The 26,928-nt window shown below is 36.7% G+C and carries 22 protein-coding genes, 1 other RNA gene and 1 other annotated feature; of the genes, 4 read left to right on the top strand and 19 right to left on the bottom strand.

Annotated elements, in window-relative coordinates:
• Positions 1-723: 723 nt before the first annotated feature.
• The 7 genes from Q1A47_RS12720 to Q1A47_RS12690 all read right to left on the bottom strand — a co-directional run bounded on the left by Q1A47_RS12720 (position 724) and on the right by Q1A47_RS12690 (position 7,835).
• Positions 724-1,809 carry an AI-2E family transporter gene (locus tag Q1A47_RS12720; protein ID WP_166530768.1) on the bottom strand — a complete coding sequence of 362 codons (1,086 nt, stop codon included), beginning with the start codon at positions 1,807-1,809 and terminating at the stop codon, positions 724-726.
• Between the two features lie 38 nt (positions 1,810-1,847).
• Positions 1,848-2,045, bottom strand: a complete 198-nt coding sequence (locus Q1A47_RS12715; RefSeq protein ID WP_026681241.1) for a hypothetical protein — start codon at positions 2,043-2,045, stop codon at positions 1,848-1,850.
• Positions 2,046-2,114: 69 nt separating this feature from the next.
• Complete coding sequence (locus tag Q1A47_RS12710) at positions 2,115-4,424, bottom strand: ATP-dependent RecD-like DNA helicase (protein WP_026681242.1); 2,310 nt, start codon at positions 4,422-4,424, stop codon at positions 2,115-2,117.
• A gap of 21 nt (positions 4,425-4,445) precedes the next feature.
• Positions 4,446-5,105 carry a lipopolysaccharide assembly protein LapB gene (locus Q1A47_RS12705; protein WP_026681243.1) on the bottom strand — a complete coding sequence of 220 codons (660 nt, stop codon included), beginning with the start codon at positions 5,103-5,105 and terminating at the stop codon, positions 4,446-4,448.
• 14 nt (positions 5,106-5,119) lie between these two features.
• Positions 5,120-6,232: a tRNA 2-thiouridine(34) synthase MnmA gene (gene mnmA / locus Q1A47_RS12700; protein WP_026681244.1), complete on the bottom strand. Its 1,113-nt coding sequence runs from the start codon at positions 6,230-6,232 to the stop codon at positions 5,120-5,122.
• A 16-nt stretch (positions 6,233-6,248) separates the two neighbouring features.
• Entirely contained in the window at positions 6,249-7,391 is a 1,143-nt protein-coding gene (locus Q1A47_RS12695; RefSeq protein WP_026681245.1) for a cysteine desulfurase family protein, read from the bottom strand.
• Between the two features lie 24 nt (positions 7,392-7,415).
• On the bottom strand, positions 7,416-7,835 hold the full coding sequence (locus Q1A47_RS12690; protein WP_026681246.1) for a cysteine metabolism transcriptional regulator CymR: 420 nt from the start codon (positions 7,833-7,835) through the stop codon (positions 7,416-7,418).
• A 219-nt stretch (positions 7,836-8,054) separates the two neighbouring features.
• On the opposite strand from Q1A47_RS12690, the gene Q1A47_RS12685 reads away from it, so the two are divergent.
• Together Q1A47_RS12685 and Q1A47_RS12680 are read left to right on the top strand one after the other, a co-directional pair.
• A complete protein-coding gene (locus tag Q1A47_RS12685; protein ID WP_121605365.1) occupies positions 8,055-9,332 on the top strand; it encodes a replication-associated recombination protein A in 1,278 nt (425 codons plus the stop codon).
• An 89-nt stretch (positions 9,333-9,421) separates the two neighbouring features.
• Positions 9,422-10,087 (top strand): RsfA family transcriptional regulator, encoded by a 666-nt coding sequence (locus Q1A47_RS12680; protein WP_026681248.1) that lies wholly within the window; start codon positions 9,422-9,424, stop codon positions 10,085-10,087.
• Positions 10,088-10,165: 78 nt separating this feature from the next.
• Here Q1A47_RS12680 and ssrS read toward each other — a convergent pair.
• The 4 genes from ssrS to Q1A47_RS12660 form a co-directional block, all read right to left on the bottom strand.
• Positions 10,166-10,349: non-coding RNA, 6S RNA (gene ssrS / locus Q1A47_RS12675), on the bottom strand.
• Between the two features lie 92 nt (positions 10,350-10,441).
• The gene (gene aspS / locus Q1A47_RS12670; RefSeq protein WP_026681249.1) at positions 10,442-12,217 is read right to left on the bottom strand and encodes an aspartate--tRNA ligase; all 1,776 of its coding nucleotides are present in this window, start codon (positions 12,215-12,217) and stop codon (positions 10,442-10,444) included.
• A gap of 13 nt (positions 12,218-12,230) precedes the next feature.
• Positions 12,231-13,499, bottom strand: coding sequence for a histidine--tRNA ligase (gene hisS / locus Q1A47_RS12665; protein WP_026681250.1), 1,269 nt, complete (start codon positions 13,497-13,499; stop codon positions 12,231-12,233).
• Between the two features lie 93 nt (positions 13,500-13,592).
• Positions 13,593-13,811: a binding site (T-box leader), on the bottom strand.
• Between the two features lie 61 nt (positions 13,812-13,872).
• Complete coding sequence (locus Q1A47_RS12660) at positions 13,873-14,049, bottom strand: hypothetical protein (RefSeq protein ID WP_162986289.1); 177 nt, start codon at positions 14,047-14,049, stop codon at positions 13,873-13,875.
• 86 nt (positions 14,050-14,135) lie between these two features.
• Here Q1A47_RS12660 and Q1A47_RS12655 point away from each other — a divergent pair, with 86 nt between their 5' ends.
• Positions 14,136-15,179: an N-acetylmuramoyl-L-alanine amidase gene (locus tag Q1A47_RS12655; protein ID WP_026681251.1), complete on the top strand. Its 1,044-nt coding sequence runs from the start codon at positions 14,136-14,138 to the stop codon at positions 15,177-15,179.
• 656 nt (positions 15,180-15,835) lie between these two features.
• On the opposite strand, the gene dtd is transcribed toward Q1A47_RS12655, so the two are convergent.
• The 8 genes from dtd to Q1A47_RS12615 form a co-directional block, all read right to left on the bottom strand.
• Positions 15,836-16,282, bottom strand: a complete 447-nt coding sequence (dtd, locus tag Q1A47_RS12650) for a D-aminoacyl-tRNA deacylase (RefSeq protein WP_026681252.1) — start codon at positions 16,280-16,282, stop codon at positions 15,836-15,838.
• Between the two features lie 44 nt (positions 16,283-16,326).
• Positions 16,327-18,528 (bottom strand): bifunctional (p)ppGpp synthetase/guanosine-3',5'-bis(diphosphate) 3'-pyrophosphohydrolase, encoded by a 2,202-nt coding sequence (locus tag Q1A47_RS12645; protein WP_166530767.1) that lies wholly within the window; start codon positions 18,526-18,528, stop codon positions 16,327-16,329.
• A 207-nt stretch (positions 18,529-18,735) separates the two neighbouring features.
• A complete protein-coding gene (locus tag Q1A47_RS12640) occupies positions 18,736-19,248 on the bottom strand; it encodes an adenine phosphoribosyltransferase (protein ID WP_026681254.1) in 513 nt (170 codons plus the stop codon).
• Positions 19,238-21,568 carry a single-stranded-DNA-specific exonuclease RecJ gene (gene recJ / locus Q1A47_RS12635; protein ID WP_026681255.1) on the bottom strand — a complete coding sequence of 777 codons (2,331 nt, stop codon included), beginning with the start codon at positions 21,566-21,568 and terminating at the stop codon, positions 19,238-19,240. The genes Q1A47_RS12640 and recJ overlap by 11 nt, the downstream gene beginning before the upstream one ends.
• Positions 21,569-21,638: 70 nt before the next feature.
• Positions 21,639-21,971, bottom strand: a complete 333-nt coding sequence (locus tag Q1A47_RS12630) for a lipopolysaccharide assembly LapA domain-containing protein (protein ID WP_026681256.1) — start codon at positions 21,969-21,971, stop codon at positions 21,639-21,641.
• Positions 21,972-22,254: 283 nt separating this feature from the next.
• The gene (gene secDF, locus Q1A47_RS12625) at positions 22,255-24,525 is read right to left on the bottom strand and encodes a protein translocase subunit SecDF (RefSeq protein WP_121605370.1); all 2,271 of its coding nucleotides are present in this window, start codon (positions 24,523-24,525) and stop codon (positions 22,255-22,257) included.
• Positions 24,515-24,661, bottom strand: a complete 147-nt coding sequence (locus Q1A47_RS12620; RefSeq protein WP_299632321.1) for a hypothetical protein — start codon at positions 24,659-24,661, stop codon at positions 24,515-24,517. The genes secDF and Q1A47_RS12620 overlap by 11 nt, the downstream gene beginning before the upstream one ends.
• A 115-nt stretch (positions 24,662-24,776) precedes the next feature.
• Positions 24,777-25,070 carry a post-transcriptional regulator gene (locus Q1A47_RS12615; RefSeq protein WP_034678989.1) on the bottom strand — a complete coding sequence of 98 codons (294 nt, stop codon included), beginning with the start codon at positions 25,068-25,070 and terminating at the stop codon, positions 24,777-24,779.
• A 118-nt stretch (positions 25,071-25,188) separates the two neighbouring features.
• Between Q1A47_RS12615 and spoVB the strand changes: the two genes are divergently transcribed.
• On the top strand, positions 25,189-26,739 hold the full coding sequence (gene spoVB / locus Q1A47_RS12610; protein WP_026681258.1) for a stage V sporulation protein B: 1,551 nt from the start codon (positions 25,189-25,191) through the stop codon (positions 26,737-26,739).
• The last annotated feature ends 189 nt before the right edge of the window (positions 26,740-26,928 follow it).

Raw genomic sequence — 26,928 nt, 5'->3', positions numbered from 1 at the left:
TTTATTAAAAAAACTTGAAAATCATCAAGGAACAACTCTATGCATTTTTAAAAACAGCAATTATGAAATTGATTCATTTGTATTAACTTTTGATAACCCAGACTTGCCAGATTCGAAATTTCATTTTAAAGACCAGATACTACTGCTAATACTAGTGCGATAAGAAATAAAATAATTGCTTTACGCTTTGACTCCAGCATTCTTAGACCTATTCTTTATCTGGGACTTTATTCAATCTTTTCATACTTTGTTTGATCATGTCAATTTTGTGTCTATATACAAAACGGTTCTAAAGTTAGCATTTTTGTTACTTATTTCATGAAATCATTAAACATCTTGAATTCTAAATATTTTCCTCGTACTTTTAACCTATTAAATGAAGCAAATAAGTTATCTCATTTTTATACTAGGTATTTATAATCGTTTTTTCCATTTAGCAGTACGAGTTGCATTTCGATAATGTTTTCGATATAATTTCTCTTTTTTACCCACAACAAAACGTACCATTTCTAGCTTGCTAAACTAAAAATGATACGTTTTTTAGGAATCCCTGCTTATAAAGTGAAAATTCAATAAGTAGGGATTTGGTTTTTCTCCCACTGATTGTTAGTCAAACCAATCGGACATTTACTGGCAGTCGATCCCCACTTACCCATATTGGTTTCACTTTGTTTCTTGAAGTGGGGGACTTCAGTTATATGCAGGTTAAAATACTACTCCAAATTACCCCTCTTGCTCCTTGCTACGAAATTGTCTCCAGTGAATGACATGCTTAATAATTACTTTTGCAATCGTCATCGTTGGTACAGCTATAATCATGCCAACAATTCCAAAAAGCTGTCCACCCAGTAATAAAGCAAAGATGATTGCTATTGGGTGTATATTAATACTTTTTCCAACAATGTATGGGGACAATAGGTTACTCTCAATTAATTGAATAATAAATACAGCTACTATTACAAATATAACTAATTTCCCTGAGACTGTAAGGGCAATCGCTACAGCAGGTGCTGCTCCAATAATTGGGCCAAAATATGGGATTAGATTTGTAATCCCCATAAGAATAGCAAGTAGCAAAGCAAAATCCATTCCAAGTAGCTTAAAAATAATAAGTGAGGTTAGGCTTACAAATAGGCAGACGAGTAATTGACCACGAATGTAATCACCTAACGTTTCATCAATAGCATGGACCATTTTACTTGATTGACTACGATATTTCTTTGGTATAAACCGCTTAAAATAAGCCTTAATTTTGTCATAATCCTTTAAAAAGTAAAACACTAATACAGGAATAACCGTAATAAAAATAATAAAATCGAATACTTTTGTAAATCCGTTTACAAGTCTTGCGAGTAATCGATCCAAGCCATTTTCTACCTTCGCGATTAAGTGATCAAATTTATCATGAACGGTTTCTGGTAAAAATGATGTATATTCGTACATTTGGTATATCAGTTTTTCATACATATTAATGAATTGAGGCAGTTGTTCATTAAGCTCTCTAACTTGCGTGACGATCATCGGGTAGACACGATAGATTAAATATGCGGTACCTCCAAAAAATAACAAATAGATGAGTAAAACAGCTATTCCCCTTGGAATATTATAGCTATGGAGTTTATTTACCACTGGATATAATAAATACGCTATAAGACAGGAAATAAGAAATGGAGCTAAGAGATGCCATAGAAATAAAAAAACTGTTTTGTAAAATGGAAACAGTTTTATCAGTAAGAAAATGAAAAGGAATAGAAAAATGCCAATCAATAACCAGTAAAGGAAGTTCAAACGCTTATTGTTTTTAAACATGATGACACTTCATCCTACTGAAGTAATTATCAGCATAGTTAAGGATTTTCATAGATCGTTCTTTCGTCTTCACTGAATAGATCGTTAAGTGAACTTAACGATCCATCTGCCTCAACCTGATGGACAGTTAATTTATCATTGATTACTGACATTTCAATAAAGCAATTCCAGCAATAAAACTGTTGTGTGCCTATCTTTCCAATATCCTTACCACGGCAATTTGGGCATCGCATTATCTATAGAGCTCCTTCTGTCTCAAATCTTACTCTCATGCTAACCCAAATTAACCAAAAATATACGTTTTGTCACATGAAATCGTATGGTGAAAGCTGGTCCTCATCCTCCACTTCAGGTTCAATCACTTTGCTGTCTAATTTAGCGATAAGACTCTCCTTTAGGCTGGTATAGCGCTGATTTGTATCAACTGTTGTTACTCCTTTTACAAACGCCTGCTGTTCTCCACAAATAATTAATGATTGTTTGCTTCTCGTAATTGCAGTATAAAGAAGGTTCTTTTTTAGCATCCGATGATAGGTTCTGACTACAGGTAATATGACAATTGGAAATTCACTACCTTGTGATTTATGTATAGAAATACAGTAAGCATGCATGATATTTCGGTAATCCTTCGGCTCATAGACGACTTCTTTATCATCATAAGCAATAACAAGCTGCTCCACATTTTCAGTATTTTCTTCTTCTCGAAAAATCGCAACTACTTCACCTATATCTCCATTATAAACACCGTCTTCAGGTTGATTTACCAGCTGAATAACCTTATCACCCTTACGATACACAGCATCCTGTGTTTTCACTTCTCTTTTTTGCTCTGTCTTCGGATTGATGATTTGCTGTAAAGCTTGATTTATTTTCGTGATACCAGCTTCCGATCGATACATAGGAGCTAACACTTGTACATCTCGAACATCAAACCCCTTATCCATAGCTTTTGTAAATATTTTCGTAATCACATCCACCATTTGCAGCTCATTACAAGGAATAAAGCTAAAGTCTTGATCATTTTGTAATTGAACTGGAGCGTCATTTTTAATCTCATGAGCAATTTGAATAATTCTCGAACCTTCTTTTTGACGATAAACTTCTGTAAGACGTACAAACGGTATGCAATCACTTCCAAGTAAATCTGATAACACCTGACCAGGTCCTACAGATGGTAACTGATCCTCATCTCCAACAATTAATACTTGCATATCATCAGGAATAGCCTTAAATAGATGATTAGCTAACCAACTATCGACCATTGAAAATTCATCAATAATTAAAAATCTACCAGCTAATGGTTCATGTTCATTTTTATCAAAACCACTATTACCATCCCAACCTAGTAATCGATGAATGGTTTGTGCAGGAAGGCCGGCAGATTCTGTTAATCGTTTCGCTGCTCTTCCAGTAGGAGCAGTTAAAATAAACGGGAATTCATGCTCATTATCATAATCTTTCGGGTTTAGGGATAATTGATGAATCGTAGCGTACGCATTTAATATTCCTTTCACTACAGTAGTCTTTCCCGTACCAGGACCACCTGTTAAGATCATGAGTTTTGAATGAATCGACTGATTAATCGCAGTGAATTGCTCTTTTCCGTACGATAGAACTTCGGACTCCTCGATGTCACCGATTATCTTCATTAATTCAGCCATCGGGGTTTGATGTTCAATTGGCTTTGTTAGAATTCTTTTAATATGTGTACTAAATCCATCTTCTGCATAATACAAAGAAGGTAGATAGACATGACCATCCTGAATAATAATCGTTTTATCACGATTCAATTCTGTTAAGCGTTCTGTAATAATAACTTCAGAAAGGTCTATTGTTGCTAGCAGCTCCATTACCAAATTTATACACTTATCCATAGGCAAAAACACATGGCCATCTTGAACAGATCGTTGTAACACATAAATACACCCTGCTCCAATTCGATTCGGATGCGACGTAGAAAGTCCCATTTGGTTTGCTATTTCATCCGCTGTCCGAAACCCAAATCCCTCAATATCAAATACAAACTGATAAGGATCCTCCTCAATCAAATGGATAGCTTCATCCTTATAATTCTGATATATTTTTTGTGCCATTTTCAGACCAATATGATAATTAGCTAAATAGACAGCAACATGTTCAAATCCTTGATTCTCTTGAAGCGCAGTCCGCAAAGATTCTGCTGTTGCTTGCTTTAATCCTGCTACATTAGCTAGAGCCTTAGGATCGTTTATAATCTTTGTAATTGCGTTTTCACCAAGTTGATCAACGATCTTCTCCGCCGTTTTCTTGCCTACACCGTAAAAGAGATCACTCGAAAGATAAGCAACAAGCCCATCCTTCGAATTAGGAATAAACGTCTGATAAGAAGTTACGTTATATTGAGTGCCGAAACGAGGATGCTTTTCAAACGTTCCATAAAAATAGTAGCTAGTTTCCTCTTGCAGATTTGAAAAATATCCTTTTATGACAATATCTTTCTCTTTAAATGCTTCATTCGTTTCCAGTACTTTAATTTTTGCAATCGAAAACTGCTCAGCTTGATTGTGAAAAATAGTATAAACAAGTTCCCCTTTGATATACCCTTGATCCTCCACTGCATATTTGTCTCGTTCCATCTCAAACACTCCACTATTTTCTTACTTCTTCAACAATCCCTCTGTTTTTTCCTTGCCATTTGCAGCTAAGACATGCTCAGGTTGAATGCGTAACGCTTCTTCAAAGAACGCTAATGCCTGCTCTAACCGATCTTCAAATAGGGCAATAACACCTAGGTTGTAATTAGCATCACTGTGATTAGTCTCTATTGTTAATACTTTTCGAAAGATTTCTTCTGCATCTTTTAAATGATCGCTCTGTGCCAACGTTAATCCATATTGAAACAAGCTATCAGCATCTTCTGGGTCTAGCTCTGTAGCTCGTAATAAATACGGAAGAGCTAATTTATAATGCTCCTGGTGTTGAAAAGTCATTCCTAGTAAAAAATAAACGTCTGCTTCCTCTAAGCCCAGCTCTACAGCTTTCTGAAAGTTTTCTTGTGCTTTAGGGTAGAGTGCTTGCTCATAAAATAGATTACCTAATCCATAGTAAGCTGTTGCTGCGTGCTCATCCAACTCGATCGCTTTCTCAAAAAAGCGCTGTGCTCTAGGAAGATCATTGACATGAAATAGCAAGTTCCCAAAGTTGATGTAACCAACTGGGTCGTTTGGATTTTCTTCGATTACTTCTGTAAACAATGCAGCAGCCTCTTCGAATTTATTCTCCTGCATGTGCGCTATTGCTTGTTTGTTCTTATCCATAGTAAAACTCCTTATTAACCAACATAATCTAATCTATGGTCCGCTTTTCTAATCTCATCAATTGTTCCTCCACCAAGGCAAACATCTCCATTGTAAAATACGACAGCTTGACCTGGGGTAATAGCCCGTTGGCTTTCCATAAAGTCAACCCTGACATGGTCATCATCCAAAATGGTTACCTTTACTTCACTATCTTGTTGACGGTAGCGGAATTTAGCTGTACAAGTAAAACTCTCCTCCACTTTATCCGCATGAATCCAATTCACATCTGATGCAATAAGAGCATCTGAATATAGCTTGTCATTTGCATAGCCTTGCTCCACATAAAGGACGTTATCTTCTAGATTTTTACCTACGACAAACCACGGGTCTCCAGCTCCACCGATTCCCAGTCCTTGCCGTTGACCGATTGTGTAATACATAAGACCATCATGTTTTCCTTTCACTTCCCCTTCTAACGTTTGCATTTGTCCTGGCTGTGCAGGTAAATATTCACTTAGAAACGTTTTGAAGTTTCGTTCTCCAATAAAGCAAATTCCTGTGCTATCTTTCTTTTCAGCAGTTGCTAATCCATGCTCTTTAGCTATTTTTCTAACTTCTGATTTTGGTAGATGCCCAAGTGGAAACATCACTTTCCCCAAAATATCTTCGGTTAATTGATTTAAAAAATAGGTTTGATCCTTATTGTCATCCACTCCACGAAGCATTTCGTATCTATCATTTTGAGATCGGACTTGTGCATAATGCCCTGTTGCTAAATAATCTGCACCTAGAGACATGGCATGCTCTAAGAATGCTTTAAATTTAATCTCTTTATTACACATTACGTCTGGATTTGGTGTTCTTCCTGCTTTATATTCATCTAGAAAATACGTAAATACCTTATCCCAATATTGCTTTTCGAAATTAACCGCATAATAAGGAATTTCCAATTGATTACAGACACGTACAACATCATCAAAATCTTCTGTCGCCGTACAAACACCAAATTCATCTGTATCATCCCAGTTTTTCATAAAGATTCCGACTACATCATATCCTTGTTGTTTTAATAATAGAGCAGCAACGGAAGAATCAACGCCTCCACTCATTCCAACTACAACTCTTGTGTCCTTATTACTTTTCATGATTTATCCATCCTTTTTAACGAGCTAATCGCTTCACAATTTTTGCAACACGTAATGCAGCTTGCTCTACATTTTCCTCTGTATTGAAAATTCCAAAGCTAAACCGAATTGAGTTTGTTGTACATTCATGTTCTTTACCAAACATCGCTGTTAATACATGAGAAGGCTCTACAGATCCCGCTGTACAAGCACTACCACTTGAAGCAGCTATGCCTTCTAAATCAAAATTCGTCAAAAGCGCTTCTACTTTTGTACCTGGAAAGCTAATATTAACAATCGATGCAATCGTGGACTTAACATCCCCATTTACTTGAAACTCAACACCATTTTCTTCTAACAGGCGAAGAAACAGATTTTTATAGGAGCTATACAATTCATTACGTTCAACTTTATTTTCCATAGCAAGCTCAACGGCTTTTTGAAATCCAACTATGCCAGCAATATTTTCTGTCCCAGCCCGACGTTTTCTTTCTTGCTCACCGCCAAATTGTAAAGACTGAAGCTGTACATTCTCTTGAACATATAAAAAACCTATCCCTTTAGGTCCATTTATTTTATGTGAAGATACTGTCAGCAGATCAATGCCTAGCAAATTTACGTCAATATCGATTAGTCCATAAGCCTGGACAGCATCCGTATGAAAATAAGCCTGGTGTTCGTGTAGCAATTGTCCAATCTCTTGGATCGGCTGAATAACCCCAGTTTCATTATTTACAAACATTATCGAAACTAAAATAGTTTCATCCGTTAGTGCACGTCGTACATCTTCTGTAGAAACCAAACCATCTTGATCAACAGGTAAATAGGTCACGCTAAAACCCTCTGCTTCTAATTTCTCAATGGTATGCAGGACAGCATGATGCTCTTGTACTGTCGTAATAATATGGTTACCTTTATCTCGATTACCTAAAGCAGCACCTATTAATGCAAGATTATCAGCTTCCGTTCCCCCACTTGTAAAAACAATTTCTCTTTCCTTAGCTTGTATACTTCTAGCCATTACGAGTCTTGCTTCATCAAGCAGGTGCCTTGCTTTCCTACCAAATGAATGAACACTTGATGGATTACCAAACACTTCTTTTTCTACGTTATACATGGTATCCAAGACATCTTGATGAATCGGCGTTGTTGCTGCATGATCTAAATAAATTTGTTCCATGTTTATCTTTCCTTCCTGCTTGCATTAAATATAGAACATATATGCTTCTTGCGGCTGTTCATTATTATGTTCGGATAAATCCTTTAAAGTCGTGGTATCTAAGACATCCTTAACAGCATCACGAATTCGTAGCCAAAGCGCCTGCTTGGCAGGTTCTTCATCCTCTATTCCCTCTACAGGTGTAATAGGGCCTTCTAATACCCGAATAATGTCACCAGCTTTTATATCAATTGGTTCTTTCGCTAATATATAACCACCATAAGCACCACGAATACTTTTTATTAACCCTGCATTACGTAGTGGGCTAGCAAGCTGCTCTAAATAATGTTCCGATAAGTTATTCTCTTTAGCTATTTGTTTTAAAGAAGTCGGTCCTTTTCCATGCTGCTTAGCTAAATGAATCATAATTGTTAATCCATATCTTCCCTTTGTAGAAATCTTCATTTATTACACCTCAATTTAAATTACGTTCCATTAATACTAATACATGATATTATAGCATGGAACGCATTCTTCATGCATGTTATCGAATTGAATTGTATGGTAGTGTATGTAATCATTATATCGTAGCATTACTTCTATTTTAATCATGCTACCTCGCATATCTCTTTATGAACAATCTTCTTGAAACAATGTTTTATTATATTATAAAGGAAGGTATAAATGAAATTAAAACCACTTGCATTTCGTATGAGACCCGGACATATTGACGAGATTATTGGACAAGAGCACTTAGTTGGGGAAGGTAAAATCATTCGACGTATGGTAACTGCTGAGCGATTAGCATCGATGATTTTATTCGGGCCACCGGGAACTGGTAAGACGTCCATGGCATTTGCTCTAGCAAAAAGTTTAGGAAAGACGGTTAAATCACTGAATGCAGTGACAGATAAAAAGAAAGATATGGAGATCGTTGTCGAAGAAGCTAAAATGTTAGGTCAGGTTGTGCTCATACTCGATGAAGTTCATCGTTTAGATAAAGGAAAACAAGATTTTCTGCTGCCTCATTTAGAGAGCAATCTTATCATTCTGATTGGTTGTACCACTAGTAATCCTTATCATTCCATTAATCCCGCTATTCGTAGCCGGTGTCATTTATTCGAATTGCAGCCCTTAACAACAGAGCATGTGAAACAAGCGATCAATCGAGCAATAGCAGATCAAGAAAACGGGCTGGGTAAGCAGCAAGTAAAGCTTTCTGATGATGCACTCGAGCATTTCGCTAGAAGTGCAAACGGTGATATGCGCGCTGCACTGAATGGACTGGAACTAGCAGTTTCATCAACCCCTGAAAACGAACAGCATGAGATTGCTATTGCTTTAGATACCGCTGAAGAGTGTATGCAAAAAAAGAGCTTTTCACATGATAAGGATGGAGACGCTCATTACGATGTACTTTCTGCTTTTCAAAAGTCAATTCGTGGTAGTGACGTTGATGCTGCCCTTCACTATTTAGGTAGATTAATTGAGGCTGGTGATCTAGATAGTATTGCTCGACGAATGATCGTAACAGCGTATGAAGATATTGGGCTTGCAAACCCACAAGCTGGTCCTCGAGCAATTTATGCCGTACAGGCCGCAGAGCGATTAGGCTTTCCTGAGGCAAGAATACCACTTGCAGTAGCTATTGTAGAATTGTGTTTGTCCCCTAAATCCAATACCGCATATAAAGCACTTGATGCAGCTTTGGCAGATATTCGCCAGGGTAAGAGCGGTGATATTCCGTTACATCTAAAAGATTCACATTATCAAGGTGCGAAGTCATTAGGCAGGGGCAATGAATACAAATACCCCCATAATTATGATAATGGGTGGATTGATCAGCAGTACTTACCTAATTCTATAAAAAATAAACAGTATTATCATCCAAAAGCGACAGGTAAATTTGAACAGGCTATGAAACAAGTTTATGAAAAAATACAACAAGATAAAAAGATTTGACGTATAAGATAAACCTCCTGCGGTAACAATGAATGTAAAGCTAAATCTATTATTTATTGAAGCTGTTATTACTAAAGGAGTTGAACATAATGGTAAAGGTAAGACAAGACGCATGGTCACATGAAGATGATTTATTATTGGCTGAAACCGTATTACGCCATATCAGAGAGGGGAGCACCCAATTAAATGCTTTTGAAGAAGTCGGTGATAAATTGAACCGTACATCAGCAGCATGCGGCTTTCGCTGGAATGCTGAGATTCGGATGAAATATGTGAATGCTATTGATCTGGCAAAGCGTCAACGTAAAGAGAAGAAGCGTGCCATGGCTAAAAGCGGCCAAACAATCAGAAAGCCTGTAGTTTCTTTACCTCAGAATCACGTACAAGAGGAAGATACACAGCAAAACGACGTCCCAGCTGTACAAGCTGATTCATCGATGACAATGGATATGGTAATACGCTATTTAAAGGACGTTAAAAAACAAACAATTTCTTCCAACCAATCAAAAGCAAATCTTGAGCAAGTGGAAAACGAGAATAAAAAATTAAGAGAACAAGTAGATACATTGAATAAAGAATTAGAACAAACTAAAACACAGTTGTCTACTATTCAAGAGGACTATCAAGCATTTATTCAAATTATGGAAAGAGCACGTAAAATGACCGTTTTGGATGATCAAGGTTCCATGCCTGCACCGGCATTTCGCATGGATAAAAACGGAAACTTGCAGCAATTAGCACAAGGATCAAATTAACAGATTCCGTCTATCTTGCTAGCAAAAAACCCTAAATTGCCAAAGGAGGTAATCCTTTTTGCAATTTAGGGTTTTTTACACAATCCCGATCGTGCCGTCCAGTATGAAGCTTTGATCCCGCTCACGGCAGGTGGGTGCTCTGTCCTATATTTATTGTACTTCCTAATTCAAGGCACGTACGCAACATAGGAACTACTTCGAACTCCCAAGTATACAGTTGTTCGGTCAAAACACTTTTCATGGACGCACACATCAGGATTGCGTTAAATACTATTATTCATCGAACCTTGCATAAGCTTTGATATTATTTTAACACGTGTATTCTTCAAAAAGCAATAATGAGATAGCTTTCAATTACTTATCTTTACGGTTTAACTGGATAGATAATTCATCTAACTGTACTTTTTCTACTTCACTTGGTGCATTTGTTAACAAATCGGAAGCAGATGCAGTCTTTGGAAACAAAATCGTATCTCTAAGATTCGTTCTTCCTGCTAATAGCATAACAATTCGGTCTAGCCCTAATGCAACACCGCCATGGGGAGGAGTTCCATATTCAAGTGCTTCAAATAAAAATCCAAATTGTTCTTTTGCTTCTTCTTCAGAAAAACCTAATACATCAAACATTTCCTTCTGTAGGTCTGTTTTATGAATCCTAATCGAACCTCCACCTAATTCAAAGCCGTTGAGAACAAGATCATATGCATTTGCTCGAACACTAGCTGGGTCAGATTTTAATTTATCTATATCAGCCTCTGCTGGAGAAGTAAACGGATGATGTGCTGCAAAATATCTTTCTAACTCCTCATCATATTCTAATAGCGGCCAATCTGTTACCCAAAGAAAATGAAATGCTGATTCATCAATTAATTTTAGTTCCTTCCCTAACTTCAATCGAAGTGCACCTAAGCTGTCATGAACTACATTGCTTTTATCAGCTACAAACAACAGTAAATCGCCGTCTTCTGCACTTGCATTTGCTAATAACTCCGCTTTTTCATCTTCCGAAATAAATTTAGCAATCGGACCTTTGACATCCGCGCCTTCCACTTTTAGCCATGCAAGTCCTTTTGCTCCATACACCTTAACAAAATCTGTTAGTTTATCAATATCTTTTCTTGAATAATTTGCGGCCTGCTCTTTTACATTTAATAAAGCAACGCTACCTCCAGATTCAATGGCACTTTGGAAAACCTTAAAGGTTGAATCTTTAAGCACCTCTGATACATGAATTAATTCCATACCAAATCTTGTGTCTGGCTTATCTGAACCATATCGAGACATTGCTTCATCATACGCCATTCTTGGTAGCGGTAAGGAGATATCTATACCTTTTACTTCCTTCATCACATATTTCATCATTTCCTCAGTCATCTGCATAATTTCATCGCTTGATAGAAACGATGTTTCAATATCAATCTGAGTAAATTCAGGCTGTCGATCAGCTCGTAAATCCTCATCTCGGAAGCAACGAGCAATTTGGTAATACCTCTCAAATCCGCCCATCATAATGAGCTGTTTAAATAACTGAGGTGATTGAGGTAATGCATAAAATTCCCCATCATGAACACGACTTGGTACTAAATAATCCCTAGCACCTTCTGGTGTACTTTTTGTCAGAATAGGTGTTTCCATTTCCAAAAAATCACGTTGGTTAAGGAAGTTACGTACCGCTTGTGTTGTTTGATGACGAAGTTTAAATGTTTCCTGCAGAGGTTTGCGTCTTAAATCAATGTAACGGTATTTTAAGCGCAGATCCTCTGCAACATCAGTCTCATCCTGGATCGTAAAAGGCGGTGTTTTTGCCTTATTTAAAATGGAAATTTCTGCAACAATTATTTCAATGGTACCAGTAGTCATTAACGGATTAACCGTTGAAACGTCCCGTTTTACTACTTTCCCTTTTACCTCTACCACATATTCACTTCGAATTGTTTCGGCAATTTCCATAGCTGCCGCCGAATGATCAGGGTTAAATACAATTTGTACAATACCTGATTTATCACGAAGATCAACAAAGATTAAACCGCCTAAGTCACGACGCTTTTGCACCCATCCCTTTAATAATACCGTTTCACCGACATTTGCTTCTCCAAGCGTTCCTGCCATTATACGTTGATGTTCACTCATTACTATTTCCTCCTCAAAGCTTTTCCTTTATAACATCTTCCAACTCTGCCAGTGGAACATTCTCTTGATTACCTGTGCGCATTTCGCGAACAGCGATATGCTGTTGTTGGAGCTCATCCTCTCCCAAAATTAATACATATTTTGCTTGATAACGATCAGCCGCCTTAAATTGCCCTTTCATTTTCTTCCCTTGATAATCCTTATCTACTTGAATACCTTGCTTACGAAGATTGTGCATAATACGTACAGCTTCTTTTTCAGGTTTTTCTCCAACTGCAACTAGATAGCAATCCAATGTATCATCTACAGGTATTTCTTTTTCTTCTACTTCAAGAGCCATTAATAGGCGTTCAAGTCCCATTCCAAAACCAATACCAGGTGTTGCAGGTCCACCTAGCTCTTCAACCAGACCATGATATCTGCCGCCACCAGCCAACGTAGTAATAGCGCCAAATCCCTCCGCTTCACTCATAATTTCAAATGTCGTGTGATTATAATAATCAAGACCACGGACCATATTTTTATCCACTTCAAATTCAATACCCATTAGCGTTAAATATTCTTTCACTTGATTAAAATAATCTGTTGATTCATCATTCAAATATTCTAAGATTGATGGAGCTGTTTTCATAGATGGGTGCTCGCGATCTTTCTTACAATCCAATACACGTAATGGATTCTTTTCTAATCGTAATTGACAATCGCCACATAGCTCCTCTTTATGTGGAGTAAAGTGATCAATTAATGCTTGACGATGAGCAGTTCGACTTTCTTTATCACCTAAAGAGTTGATTACTAACTTTAATGATTTCAATCCCATTTCTCTATAACAACTCATAGCCAAATCGATAACTTCTGCATCAATTGCAGGATCAGCACTTCCAAGTACTTCCACTCCGAATTGATGTAATTGGCGCATGCGGCCTTTTTGTGGTCGTTCATAACGAAACATTTGCGCAAAATAATACAATTTTACTGGTTGGTTAGCTGAACCAAACAGCTTATTTTCAACAAATGAACGAACAACAGAGGCAGTTCCTTCAGGACGAAGTGTTATACTTCTACCACCACGGTCTTCGAATGTATACATTTCTTTTTGCACAATATCTGTTGAATCACCAACACCACGTTGAAATACTTCTGTATGTTCAAACAAGGGTGTCCGTATTTCATGAAAGTGGTATCTATTACATACCTCTTTTATTTTTCGTTCGATAAACTGCCATTTACTTGCATCCTGTGGTAGAACATCAGCTGTTCCCCTAGGTGCTTTATAACTCATACCAAAACCCCCTGCTTTTAATTTTTGCTTTGTGATGACTATGTATATACAAGTCCTCTTTAAAATATAAAAACTCCCGACCCTTATAATAAAATAAGGGACGAGAGTTTACCCGCGTTGCCACCCTAGTTGATGTATTACATACATCCGCTTTACACAGTTAACGCCTGCAAAACGTTTATATCTACTATTATTTCGATATAAAACCTCAGGAATGTCTTTCATTGGACCAACTGTAAAAATGCTTTCAGCCTAAGGCATTTTCTCTCTATCCAATTGGGTTTCAATTACTTTTTCCCTCATCGGCATATTTTTTAACTATCGAATTCGTAATCATGAATGTATATTATATTAATCTTTCCAACTACTTCTGTCAAGCACGAGTTATTTTTTTCTTTAACATTTTTACTTCTCCTAAAGAAATGCCTAATTCCTGAGCAATTTCCATGTGATTTGCATGCCCTTCCATCTCCATAAACTTATGGAGATTCACACCGAACACTTCATTTTGGTGATGTGAATGCCATTGTTTATCTGCCGATCGCATCATCTACACTCCTCCTATCCATTACCATTAGCTTTGCCTAGAAAGAGTGTTTTTATTATACTAAAGTAAAACATAACAAGGAGGTTGTTATGTATTTACGTAAAGTTCGTATAACGGTTTGTTCCATCATGATTTGGTTATTTTTAACTCCAATGGTTAGCTATGCTGACACAGCTATCATCAAAGGCGATAATGTTAACATTCGAAATGGTCCGGGAACCAATTATCAAACGATTGGACAAGCCGGAACCAATGATACTTTTTCCATTATACAGCGACAAGGAGAATGGATTCAAGTTCAATTAGAGAATGACACAGGCTGGATTATCGAGACATATTTAAGCATTATAGAGAATAATGAGCAGTCTACAGTTGATACACCCCCAGAATCCATAACGATCCCCAATGACCATACACAAATTCGTAACGGACCTTCAACAGAGTATAAGATTGCATATTTTGCTGAAAAAGGTAGCTCCTTTCAAGTTATTTCTGTAGAAGGACAATGGTATGAAATACAGAACAAGAACATTCATGGATATGTATATAAACCACTTATTGACAAAGTAGAAGTACCCTCTTCAAGTACGTTCAAGAATAAAACGATTGTGATTGATGCTGGACACGGAGGTAGAGATGTTGGGGCTATTGGTTCATCAAATATCTTTGAGAAAGATATTGCTTTTTTAACAGCACAAGAATTAGCACAAGAGCTAACCATACTTGGTTCTGATGTAAGAATAACAAGACCACGTGATGAGTTCGTATCATTAGGTAGTAGAGTCAGCTTTAGCAATATGGTGAAGACAGATGTATTTATAAGCATTCACTATAACAGTGTGCCTGAATTGCCCGAGGTTACCGGAATTGAGTCATATTACTACCAGGAAGCAAATAATCAATTAGCAGCTTCTATCCAATCAGAGTTGATAAAAGCTACAGACTCGAAAGACCGAGGAACAACCCATGGTGACTTCTTAGTGCTTCGGCAGAATTTACAAGCATCTGTTCTAGTAGAGCTTGGGTTTATTTCCAACCCTGAACAAGAATCCTCACTCCGAACAACTATATATCAAAAAGAGTTGGTATCAGGAATAGTTAATGGTCTCGCAAAATATTTTGCAAGTAAATAGCTATCGCAATCAGCTAACAAAGTGAAACTTCAATCCGAGTTTGTTTATCCTTCATGGATTGTTAGTACCACAAGGGTATGACCTAGAGTCCCTTAAGCCAACTAGACTGGCAGTCGATTTCCTACTTACTAAGATTGATTTCACTTTATTGCTTGAAGTGGGGAACTTACTGCCAGTTATATACACGATAAAAACTACAAGTTTTTCCTTGACTGAACCTCTTGTAAGGATAACACAATAGCATGCCATAACGCTCTTTCGCATAGCTTAGACAGGCAAGTATAGGAGATAACCTTCTTTTCGTCCGGACAAGCTACTGACATGGCTGCTTGTTTTCCTGCTCCTTCTTTTATGGATATGATGTATAAACTTTGTAAAACTGTTTTAGGACGCTTTTACATTCTTTGAAGCTTGAACAAAGCTAATATCCCATAGAACAAAAGCGCAAGCGAGTCAACGGAGATAAAGGTGAGCTTGCGAGCCGATAATGATTCATCGTAGGGCAATTCGTGAAGTCGCCTAGTTTCTGGACACTAGACGTGGCTCAACACGCCCGTATTTATCCATATGGGCTAAATCTTTTAATGTCCTAGACTATAAAAATAACTGCCGAGAAAAAGTTTCTCGACAGCCTGAAATAATACAACCATTTCCGATTACTTATCTTTACTGTCTATAATTAATGTAACTGGGCCAGAATTCGTGAATTGCACATCCATCATTTCTCCAAATTTGCCTGTCTCCACTTGAATACCTTCTTGTTGAATTAATTCATTGAATTGATGGTAGAGTTTCGATGCCTCACTCGGTTTTGCTGCATTCATAAAATTTGGTCGTCTACCCTTTCGAGTATCGCCATATAAGGTGAACTGAGAGATCGATAGTATACTTCCACCGACATCTTTTAAAGATACATTCATTTTTTGATGATCATCTTCAAAAATGCGCAAATTTATAATTTTGTTTACTAAGTAAGCCGCATCATCTATCGTATCTCCATGCGTTATACCTAGTAATACGACAAAACCAAAGTCTATTTCTCCAATAATTTCATCGTTTACAGCTACACTTGCTTGCTTTGCGCGTTGGATGACTGCTTTCACTTTTGATACCCCTTTTGCGATTTTATTTCGTGAATGTTCAGCGTCTACTGTAACGTTCGTGTTACTGTATAAACATCAGTAATTTGCTTTATACGTTCAACTATTTTTCGGAGATGCCCCGTATTATGAATAAGGATTGTGATTTGAACAACAGCCATTTTATTGCGATCCGATCTGCCGTTTACATAGGTTATATTTGTTTTTGTTTCGTTTACCGCTTGTAATACTTCATTTACTAGTCCACGTCTATCATAGCCAGAGATTTCAAGATCTACATGGTATTGCTTTTGATCTGTACGATCATTTTCCCATTCAACATGAAGAAACCGCTGCTTCGCTTCCTCTGTTTGCACATTTGGACAATCCGTGCGATGCACAGAAACGCCTCTACCTTTGGTAATATAGCCAATAATATTGTCTCCTGGTACAGGATTACAGCATTTGGATAATCGAACCAAAAGGTTATCTATTCCTTCTACCTTAACACCAGAATCTCTTTTATGAGCTTTAGATTGTTTTACCTCTGATTTTACTTCTTCAATAGTTTGAGCTAGGTTTTGCTCTTTTTCTTTGGATTGCCTTATTTTATCGGTTAATCTTGTAGCAATTAATGCAGCCGTTATCCCTTGATAACCAACAGCCGCATACATATCGTCTTCACTAGAAAAATTAAACTTTTCATAAATACGCTGCAGGTTATCCTGTGTCAAAACATCCTTTGGCTCGATCGATAGGTTACGGATTTCTTTGTCAACCGCTTCTTTTCCTTTTATAATATTTTCTTCTCTACGTTGCTTTTTGAAGAACTGCTTTATTTTATTTTTAGCTTGCGATGTCTGTGTGATCTTTAACCAATCCTGCGACGGACCATAAGAATGCTTCGAAGTCATCACTTCAATAATGTCACCGTTTTTCAGTTTATAATCAAGCGGCTCCATCTTCCCATTTACTTTTGCACCAATAGTTTTATTACCTATTTCTGTGTGAATTTTATAGGCAAAATCTAATGGAATGGATCCTGACGGTAGTTCAATGACATCCCCTTTTGGTGTAAAGACATATACCATATCCGAAAATAAATCAACCTTCAAAGATTCCATAAATTCTTCTGCATCATGTGTATCATTTTGCCAATCTAAAATTTCTCTAAACCACGTTAGCTTCTCTTCAAATGATTTTTTGTCGTTATTAACTCGTTTTCCTTCCTTATAAGCCCAATGTGCAGCTATTCCATATTCAGCAATTTCATGCATTTCTTTCGTACGGATTTGCACTTCAAGAGGGTCGCCTTTCGGACCAATAACGGTTGTATGAAGGGATTGATATAGGTTGGGCTTTGGCATTGCGATATAATCCTTAAATCTTCCAGGCATTGGCTTCCAGCATGTATGAATAATCCCTAACACTGCATAGCAATCTTTAATGCTATTAACAAGAATACGTACTGCAAGTAGGTCATATATTTCATTAAATTGCTTATTCTGCTTTACCATTTTGCGATAAATACTATATAGATGCTTTGGTCTTCCTGACAATTCTGCATCAATATTCATATCCTTAAGTTGATTGGAAACTTCATCCATCACTTCTTCAATATAGGATTCTCGCTGATCCCTTTTTTGCTTCATCAGCTGTACAATTCGATAATATTGCTGTGGATTTAGATAACGTAAGGCAGTATCCTCAAGCTCCCATTTAATAGTTGAAATCCCAAGTCGATGTGCCAATGGTGCAAAGATTTCTAACGTTTCATTGGATATCCTTCGTTGTTTTTCTGGAGGTAAGTGCTTTAATGTTCGCATATTATGCAATCGATCTGCTAATTTTATTAATATGACTCGAATATCTTTCGCCATTGCTACAAACATTTTTCGATGATTCTCTGCTTGTAGAGCTTCCTTTGATTTATATTTAATTTTACCTAATTTAGTTACCCCGTCTACTAGCATAGCGACCTCATGATTAAATGCTTCTTCAATTGCTTCAAGAGTGACATCCGTATCCTCTACTACATCATGAAGAAAGCCTCCGGCAATTGTTTCTGGATCCATTTCAAGTTCCGTTAATATCCCTGCCACTTGAACTGGATGGATAATATAAGGCTCACCAGATTTCCGAAACTGATCGGCATGCGCCTGTTCAGCAAATTCATATGCCCGGCGAATAAAATCAGTATCTCCTGATGTTAAATACTGACCAGCCATTTCCAAAATGTCATCAATTGTCATAATATCGCTTTTTGCCATTCAAATCACCTTTATTCGCTGTCTCAAGTTTCAAATTATACCTTAAATTGATATTATTATTAAATATATCAATTATATGCTTTTCCTTTGTATGTGTCCATCGTTAAAATTTGTAAAGTTTTATATATGTAATTCCGTCTAAAATAAGTATGTATTAATACATAAATAGGCCTAACGATCTATATCATCGTCAGACCTATCTCCTGCTTAATAACTCATAAGTGTCAGGACGTCATAACCTTGCAATTTCTCTAATCCATCTAAATAGCTTAATTCAATAATGAAAGCACAACCTACTACAATTCCACCTAGTTCTTCAACTAGCTTAATTGTCGCTTCAATTGTGCCACCTGTAGCAAGTAAATCATCTGTAATCAACACACGCTGTCCAGGTTTTATAGCATCCTTGTGGATGGTTAAAATATTAGATCCATATTCTAAACCGTAGTTCACCTTCACAACTTCGCGAGGAAGCTTACCTTCCTTTCTAACTGGTGCAAATCCTACCCCGAGTGCATAAGAAACAGGGCAGCCAATAATAAATCCTCTTGCTTCTGGACCAACTACTATATCTATTTCTTTTTCTTTTGCATATTCAACGATCTCATCAACTGCTGAACGAAAAGCATCACCATCTGCCATCAAAGGCGTTATATCTTTGAATTTTATTCCTTCCTTTGGCCAATCTTCTACAATTTTTACATGCTTTTTATAATCCATAACTAAGTTCCTCCTTGGGACGTCCCAAATAATCCATACATTCTTCCGTAAACCACTTTCTCAATTCCTCATAACTAGAATAATAAAGTATCTTCTCAATCTCAGCCTGCTGTAATCGATCTTGATAAATCATTGAAGATTGTAAGTCTTGTTTTAATGGCTTTGCTTGTAGCCTCAGCATACCATTATCAATTAAGGCAAATTCCAATTCATGGAACACATTTAGCATAAACAAAACTTTATCTTTATTCCAACCTCTAGATTGCATGATACCTGAAATTGCTTGTTTTAAATCGATTTCCCTCTGTTTCATGAGAAGTGCATAGAGCCATTTAAATTCTTCTCTTGTTGGAAATGCTCGCAAATACGTACTATCCTCCACATAATAACACACATGAATATTAGTAGGCTTTGTCATTTGAATTAACTGTTTTAACGCAGTAAGTTCATTTGGTAAATCATAAATAAACAACGTCTCTACTTCTTGCAGTTGCTCTAAATTACATTGATAGGTTATTTGTGGAATAGCATCATCGAATGATTGCTGATTACCATTACGTACGATAAGAAAATCATCTTCAAATTCCATAAAATTTAACTTATTGACATTTCTTTTACCTCGATGATCAAACAATTGCCATTCCGCTATGCTTAAATCTTGAATCATCATTTGAGGTTTACGAACTCCATTCCACTCATTTATACCTAACTCTCCTACTACATTTATTTCAGTATGAGGTGTTAAATAATCATAAAGTTCTCCCATGCCAAAGCCAATACCGTCTAATACTGTATTCTCTTCCTTAAATTGTAGCTTTAGATGATTTTTCATACTACCAATTTGCCTTGCTTGAGTAGGAAGATTTTTAATATGAAAAACAGGTTTTGGATTATCCATACCAAAAGGAGCTAATTGATTAATTTCATGAATCAGCTCTTCTGAAATTTCTGGAATCGTAATGGTCTGACTTACATGAATGACTTGCTTAAAATCTTCTTCCGTTAACTTACTCTGTATTAGTTCATCTAATGCAGATTGTACTGCAGAAAGCTGGTCAAGCTGAATGGTCATTCCGGCAGCCTGTGAATGACCACCAAAACTGGAAAACAACTGCTTTATCGTCATACAATTTTGAAACAAATCAAACGCAGGTATACTTCTTGCAGACCCCTTAGCTACACCACTGTCTGGTTTTATAGCCAGAACAATAGCTGGCCTATCAAATTTCCGAACTAATTTGGATGCAACAATACCTAATACACCCTCATTCCAGCCTTCTTTAGCAACAATGATAACTCCTTGATTATCAGTGTTATCTACCATTTGCTCTGCTTCTTTTACAATACGACTGACAATTTGTTGTCTTTCTTGGTTAATAGCATTTATTTCCTCAGCCATTTCCTGTGCTAGTTGTTTATTTTCTGTCATTAGCAAATGTACAGCCATATCCGCGTCCTGAAGTCGCCCAACAGCATTAATTCTAGGACCTATTAAAAAACCTACATCTTCCTCAGTTACTTCGCCTTCTATTTTGCATACAGCCTTTAATGCTTTCAACCCATAGTTATCCGTAGCTGTTAATGCTTTTAACCCGTAATAAGCAAGAATTCGATTTTCATTCACCAATGGAACTAGATCTGCAATGGTACCAATTGCCGCAAAAGCTAATAAATGGTTTGGAAAATAGCCTAGTAAGCTTTCTGCAAACTTAAACGCGACCCCTACTCCCGCTAACTCTTGAAATTTATAATCAGGTGAACACTTTGGATGTATAATCGCATAGCAATCTGGCAGTTCTTCTTGAATCTCATGATGGTCTGTAATGATCAAGTCGATGCCAAGTTCTTTTGCTATTTTTGCTTCATGAATCGCAGCAATGCCAGTATCAACTGTTATAATTAATCGGTAGCCTTCTTCAAAAGCCTGACGAAATGCTTGTTCATTCGGTCCATAACCCTCTGTGAAACGATTGGGAATATAAAAGTCACATGTAGCTCCTAATTCCTGCAACGCTTTTAATAGGACTGTCGTTGAACTGACACCATCAGCATCATAGTCACCAAAAACTAGAATCTTATCTTGTTGTTCAATTGCTTGATGAACACGACGTGTTGCCTTATCCATAGATAAGAGTCCATCTGGATTATGTAAATCGGATAAATCAGGTGCAAGAAATTTAGAGGCAGCATCTTCGGTTGTTATTCCTCTTTGTAGTAAAAGCTCTTGAATAACAGGGGATAAGTGATGTAAATTGTCCATCCAATGTATGGCATCATCCTCTATATTTGTAAAATTCCATTTTGCTTTACTTTTTAACATTTTTTCACCCCTGACTAATCTATTATACATAAATAAAGTCAGGGGTAGCAACTAGAAATACAATATTTCATTATCCTTTACTATCTTCTTGCTCACCGCTTGATTGCATCGCTTTTGAATCAATATTAGTAGAGACACCAGCGTCTTCAAGTTTGTTTACTAATTCTTTATTTTTGGCTTTGATTTGTTTCATTTCACGTTGCAACCGAAAAATTTTTAATGTACCAGCAGCTGCTGTAATAATAACTCCCATTAAAACAGAAAACAAAATAATTAAAATAAGCGGCGATTCTCCAGTCCAAAATAAATAATTAACTTCAACAGATTCCACATTTGTGACTGCAAAAACCGCAACAATAATAGTAAATAAAATAGCAAAAATCACATATGTTTGACCCTTCATTTAATCCCTCCTATCATTTCCCTTTATACAACCGTTTCCCATTTATTTCAAGGATGAAACAATTCTATGATGGATTATCTACATGGAATGCGTTTAGATTTCCCTTATATAACACCCTTTATGCTAGTTTATATTACGAACAGAAGCTCCCAATTAGAAACATAAAGGAGATTTTTCTGTTACAACTCTACAAGTTTAATTCTCACACAGGCAGAGCCTGTGGTTTAAAAAACATCAATTAAAAAACCTCTGTTACGCTGTTCGTAACAGAGGTTATCAATAGTTATACCTGAGGTCCTTCAACACGTTTTTTCTTCGTAAAGTCTACAGGCTTTTTCTTAATCATTTTCCCGCGCCACACTAACCATAATTGGGCAGCTAAGAATAGTGAAGAATACGTTCCAGCTATTAACCCTACTGCAAGCGCAATGGCAAATCCACCAATGGATTGAGCACCAAGGAATAAAAATGCTAATACCGCAATTAATGTCGTTATAGAAGTATTAATACTTCGGACAAATGTTTGCACCAAGCTTCTGTTCACAATCACAGCAAGCTCTTTGAACGACTTGACTTTTTTCTTCTTACGGAGATTTTCCCTAATTCTATCAAAAGTAACAATCGTATCGTTAATGGAATAACCAACAATTGTTAAAATAGCAGCCACTATGGTTACATCAAATTCTATTTGCGTAATACTAAAAATCGCCACGGTAAAGAAGGCATCGTGTAGCAAGGCAATGATTGCTGTGATAGCAAAAAAGAATTCAAAGCGAATCGTGACATAGATGATCATAATTACAGAAGCAATCGCTACTGCATATGCAGCGTTTTTGACTAGCTCCTGACCTACAATCGGTGATACTACACTTACACTTGGTTCAATATTATATTGATCGATATAATAATCCTTTATTTCGGCAATTTTATCCTCTGAAAGAACTTTATCAAATCTCGCTACTGCTATCTCTCCATTTTCACCAGAAGATACGATCGATTTTGCTTCTATTCCTAATTCTTCAAAGCCTGTTTGAACATCTTCTTTAGCAATTGTTTCTTCCGCTAATAATTCGATTCTAGATCCACTTGTAAAATCAATTCCTGGATTTAGTTTAAATAAGAACAATGAAGCAATTCCGATAACCACCATAAAAATGGATATTATAAAGAATTTCTTACGATGCTGCACAACATTAATTTGACGGTTAAACATCTTCGGTTCTTCTGTGTTTTTAACAGCAATATCTTTAATATCTTCTCTTTTAACCGCAAACCAACCTGGGCGATTTTTGAAAAGTTTCGTTTTTACCCAAAGACTAAGTAACAATCGTGTCCCAAAGACTGCTGTTAGAAAGCTAACAAGAATGCTAACAATTAACATAGTAGCAAACCCTTTTACAGAGCTTGTCCCAAAGATAAATAATACAGAAGCTGCTAATAACGTCGTAATATTGGCATCCAAAATCGTCGATAATGAATTCTTTGTTCCGGCTTTAAACGAGGCCATAATGGACTTACCAGCACGTAATTCTTCCTTAATCCGCTCGAAAGTAATGACGTTGGCATCTACAGCCATACCCACACCGAGTATGAGCGCAGCTATACCTGGTAAGGTCAATACACCATGCATTAATTCAAAAACTACTAAAATTAAATAAATGTAAATACTTAGGTTAATTACTGCAATGAAACCTGGAAAACGATAAACAGCAATCATAAACAGAAATATTATTCCTACACCAACAAAGCCTGCAAATACAGTTTTATCTAATGCTTGTTCACCAAACTGCGCACCGACTGATGTGGAATATATTTCTGACATATGTACTGGTAGTGAACCAGAATTTATAATATCTGCTAGCTGTTTAGCAGATTCAACGGTAAAATTACCACTTATCATAACATTGGTCGTATTTAATATTTTGCTTACTCGTGGTGCGGAAACAAACTTAGGATCCTCTTTAGAATACTCTGCTGCATATGAATCGCCTTCCTTATAATCCATCCAAATTACAAGAAGGTTATCATCATATGGCGTATCCGGATTTTCCATATCCTTTATTTGACTTGTAACATCACCAAATTTTTTCGCATCCTTAAGCTGTAATGAAACAATCGGTTGATTACTATTAGGATCAAAATCCTGTTTTGCTGATCCTTCTTTAACATCTGTTCCATCTAATAATTCCTTATCGTTTACATCGCGAAACGATAATTGTGCTGTTGTTGATAAAAGATCACGTGCTTCTGACTGGTCCTCTACGCCAGCTAATTGAACACGTATTCTATCCTCGCCCTCAATATCAATACTAGCCTCACTAATACCTAATCGATTCACACGGTCGTTCAACATCTCTACGGTCGATTCCAATAACCTTCTATCAACCTGTTGATCTTTATCTACCGGTTCAACCTCATATAGAACCTCAAATCCACCTTGTAAATCTAATCCCAATTTAATATCCTTTGTAATTCCTGTAACCGTTGATCCAATCAAACCTGCAAATACAAGCACGATTAGAAAAAAGGCAACAATTCTGCCTCTACTTTTCATTAATAATTGTCCTCCCTTTTATCCCGCATCTTATAAACAGAACTGCTTCCCTTACTTCATTTTCCTCTTGGTAGGAATCATTTATTTCAGTCATCGGCTGAAAACAAATTACGTCTGTTTTTCTATACTGCAACATGCAGGTTACCAAGACGTTCTTCTTAACATAGAATGTCCGCCTTTATCTGATATCGAATCATTAAACTGCGTGTAAAGTGTATTCTTTATTGAGTTACAATTTATGTATTTTCTCATTATTCGCTAGGGTCATTTGTGACGGCTGCTATCGATGCCATTAAATCGTCACTCTGGTAGGCAGAAATTGTCAGATAACTTATATACGTAGCAGTTGTTAAATGAAAAATATCCTGCACTACTTCATATATACGCTTTTCTGGATCTCCCTTCCATACTTTTTGTACAAGACAAGCCCAAACATCCTCTGTCGATGCTCGTTCATATCCCATTAAGTGAAATTCCTTTGCCTTACTCTCTAATGCTGGTATAACCATTGCTTTCCATTCTGATACAGTTTGTACAATTTCCAAAACAATCCCTCCTTATTCGGAGTAGTAAAAATTGAGCAACTTGTCATGCTTGGCCCATTTAGTAGCATATATATCATTGTATATGAAATTTTATTTTTTGAGAAGGCAGGTCGACAGAATGACCAAACAAACATTTTTACAAGGTACGCTCATTTTGATACTAGCTGGCATGATTACTCGTTTTCTAGGCTTTATTAATCGAATTGTTGTAGCACGACTTATGGGAGAAGAAGGCGTTGGTCTCTATATGATGGCTCTCCCAACCTTTTTTCTTGTCATTACACTTACACAGCTTGGATTGCCTGTTGCAATATCAAAAAGAATTGCAGAAGCAGAAGCTCGTGGTGATCACGCCAAAATTAAAAAAATTCTAATTGTATCTCTCGTTGTAACAGGGATTTCAAGCATTATTTTTACCACGGCAATGATTGTAGCAACGCCTTTTATAGCATCCACTTTGTTAACAGATGAACGTACACTTTATCCATTATTAGCGATTAGTCCTATTATACCGATCATTGCCATTTCCTCAGTTCTCAGAGGATATTTCCAAGGAAAACAGAACATGAAGCCACAAAGCTATGCCCAAGTGATTGAACAAATTGTTCGAATTGCTTGTGTTGCCTTATTTGTAAAATTACTTCTCCCTTACGGATTAGAATACGCAGCAGCAGGTGCCATGTTTAGTATCATTCTTGGAGAATTTGTTTCCTTGCTTTATATGGTCAAAATGTTTAATTTAAAAAAGCGTATAAAAATCCGTACTCGATTTTTCACGTATTTAACTTCTAGTAAAAATACATTAAAAGAGTTATTTTCTATTGCACTACCTAGTACTGGTAGTCGACTCATTGCTTCTTTCTCGAATTTTCTTGAACCAATATTAGTAGCGCAAAGCTTAGCGATCGCTGGAATATCAAGTACATTAGCTACTAGACAGTATGGAGAATTAACTGGTTATGTACTTCCATTATTGTTTCTCCCTACCTTCATAACGCATTCCCTGTCAGTTGCGTTAGTACCATCGATTTCCGAGGCAGAGGCAACAAATAATCATACGCTAATCCATTATCGTATCCATCAATCCATCCGTTTATCATTTGCTTCAGGCGCAATTGCAACCATTGTACTATCACTTTTTTCTGTTCCTATTTTAACATATATGTACGGAAGTGGGGATGCAAGCAGATTCGTTCTACTAATGGCGCCATTTTTTATTTTACTTTATATACAAGCTCCTTTACAAGCAGCACTACAAGCTTTAGATTTAGCAAGACCAGCCATGTGGAACAGTTTTATCGGAAATGCTTGTAAATTCATTGCTTTATTCTTTCTGGCTTCCAATCCCAGCTTCGGTATTATGGGTGTAGCTATTGCAATCGCACTAAGTGTCGTGCTTATCACACTTTTACATCTCGGTTCATTATATAAAGCAATAGGTTTTGGCATACCATGGAAGGATATTGTAAAAATGATTGCTCTCTTAGCAATGACGTGGGGAGTAGGGCAAATTATAAAAAGTATTTATGAAAATATAAATCCAGGCATTATCATATTTATTTCATTATTGTTGTTACTAACAGGTATATACGTATTATTTCTGTTTCTATTAAGATTTATAACAAAAGAGGAGCTAAAGCAGATTCCATTCATACAAAAATGGATATAATCTTGAGGATAGGACATCAATTTCTCGTCTGAAAAGAAGATAAATAACAGTAAAAAAACGGAGCAAAATTCGCTCAGTCCTTATCACTAAATGCTCAGATCTACGCTTCCTATAGTAGCTATTATGGAATAATAGCTACTGCTTGCTTGACCACCACTCCGGCTGCCCACTTCCCTTTCCGTGGGGTTT

The organism is uncultured Virgibacillus sp. (assembly GCF_947495635.1).
Taxonomy (GTDB): domain Bacteria; phylum Bacillota; class Bacilli; order Bacillales; family Amphibacillaceae; genus Virgibacillus; species Virgibacillus salarius.
This window is presented reverse-complemented; position numbering and strand designations above follow the sequence as displayed.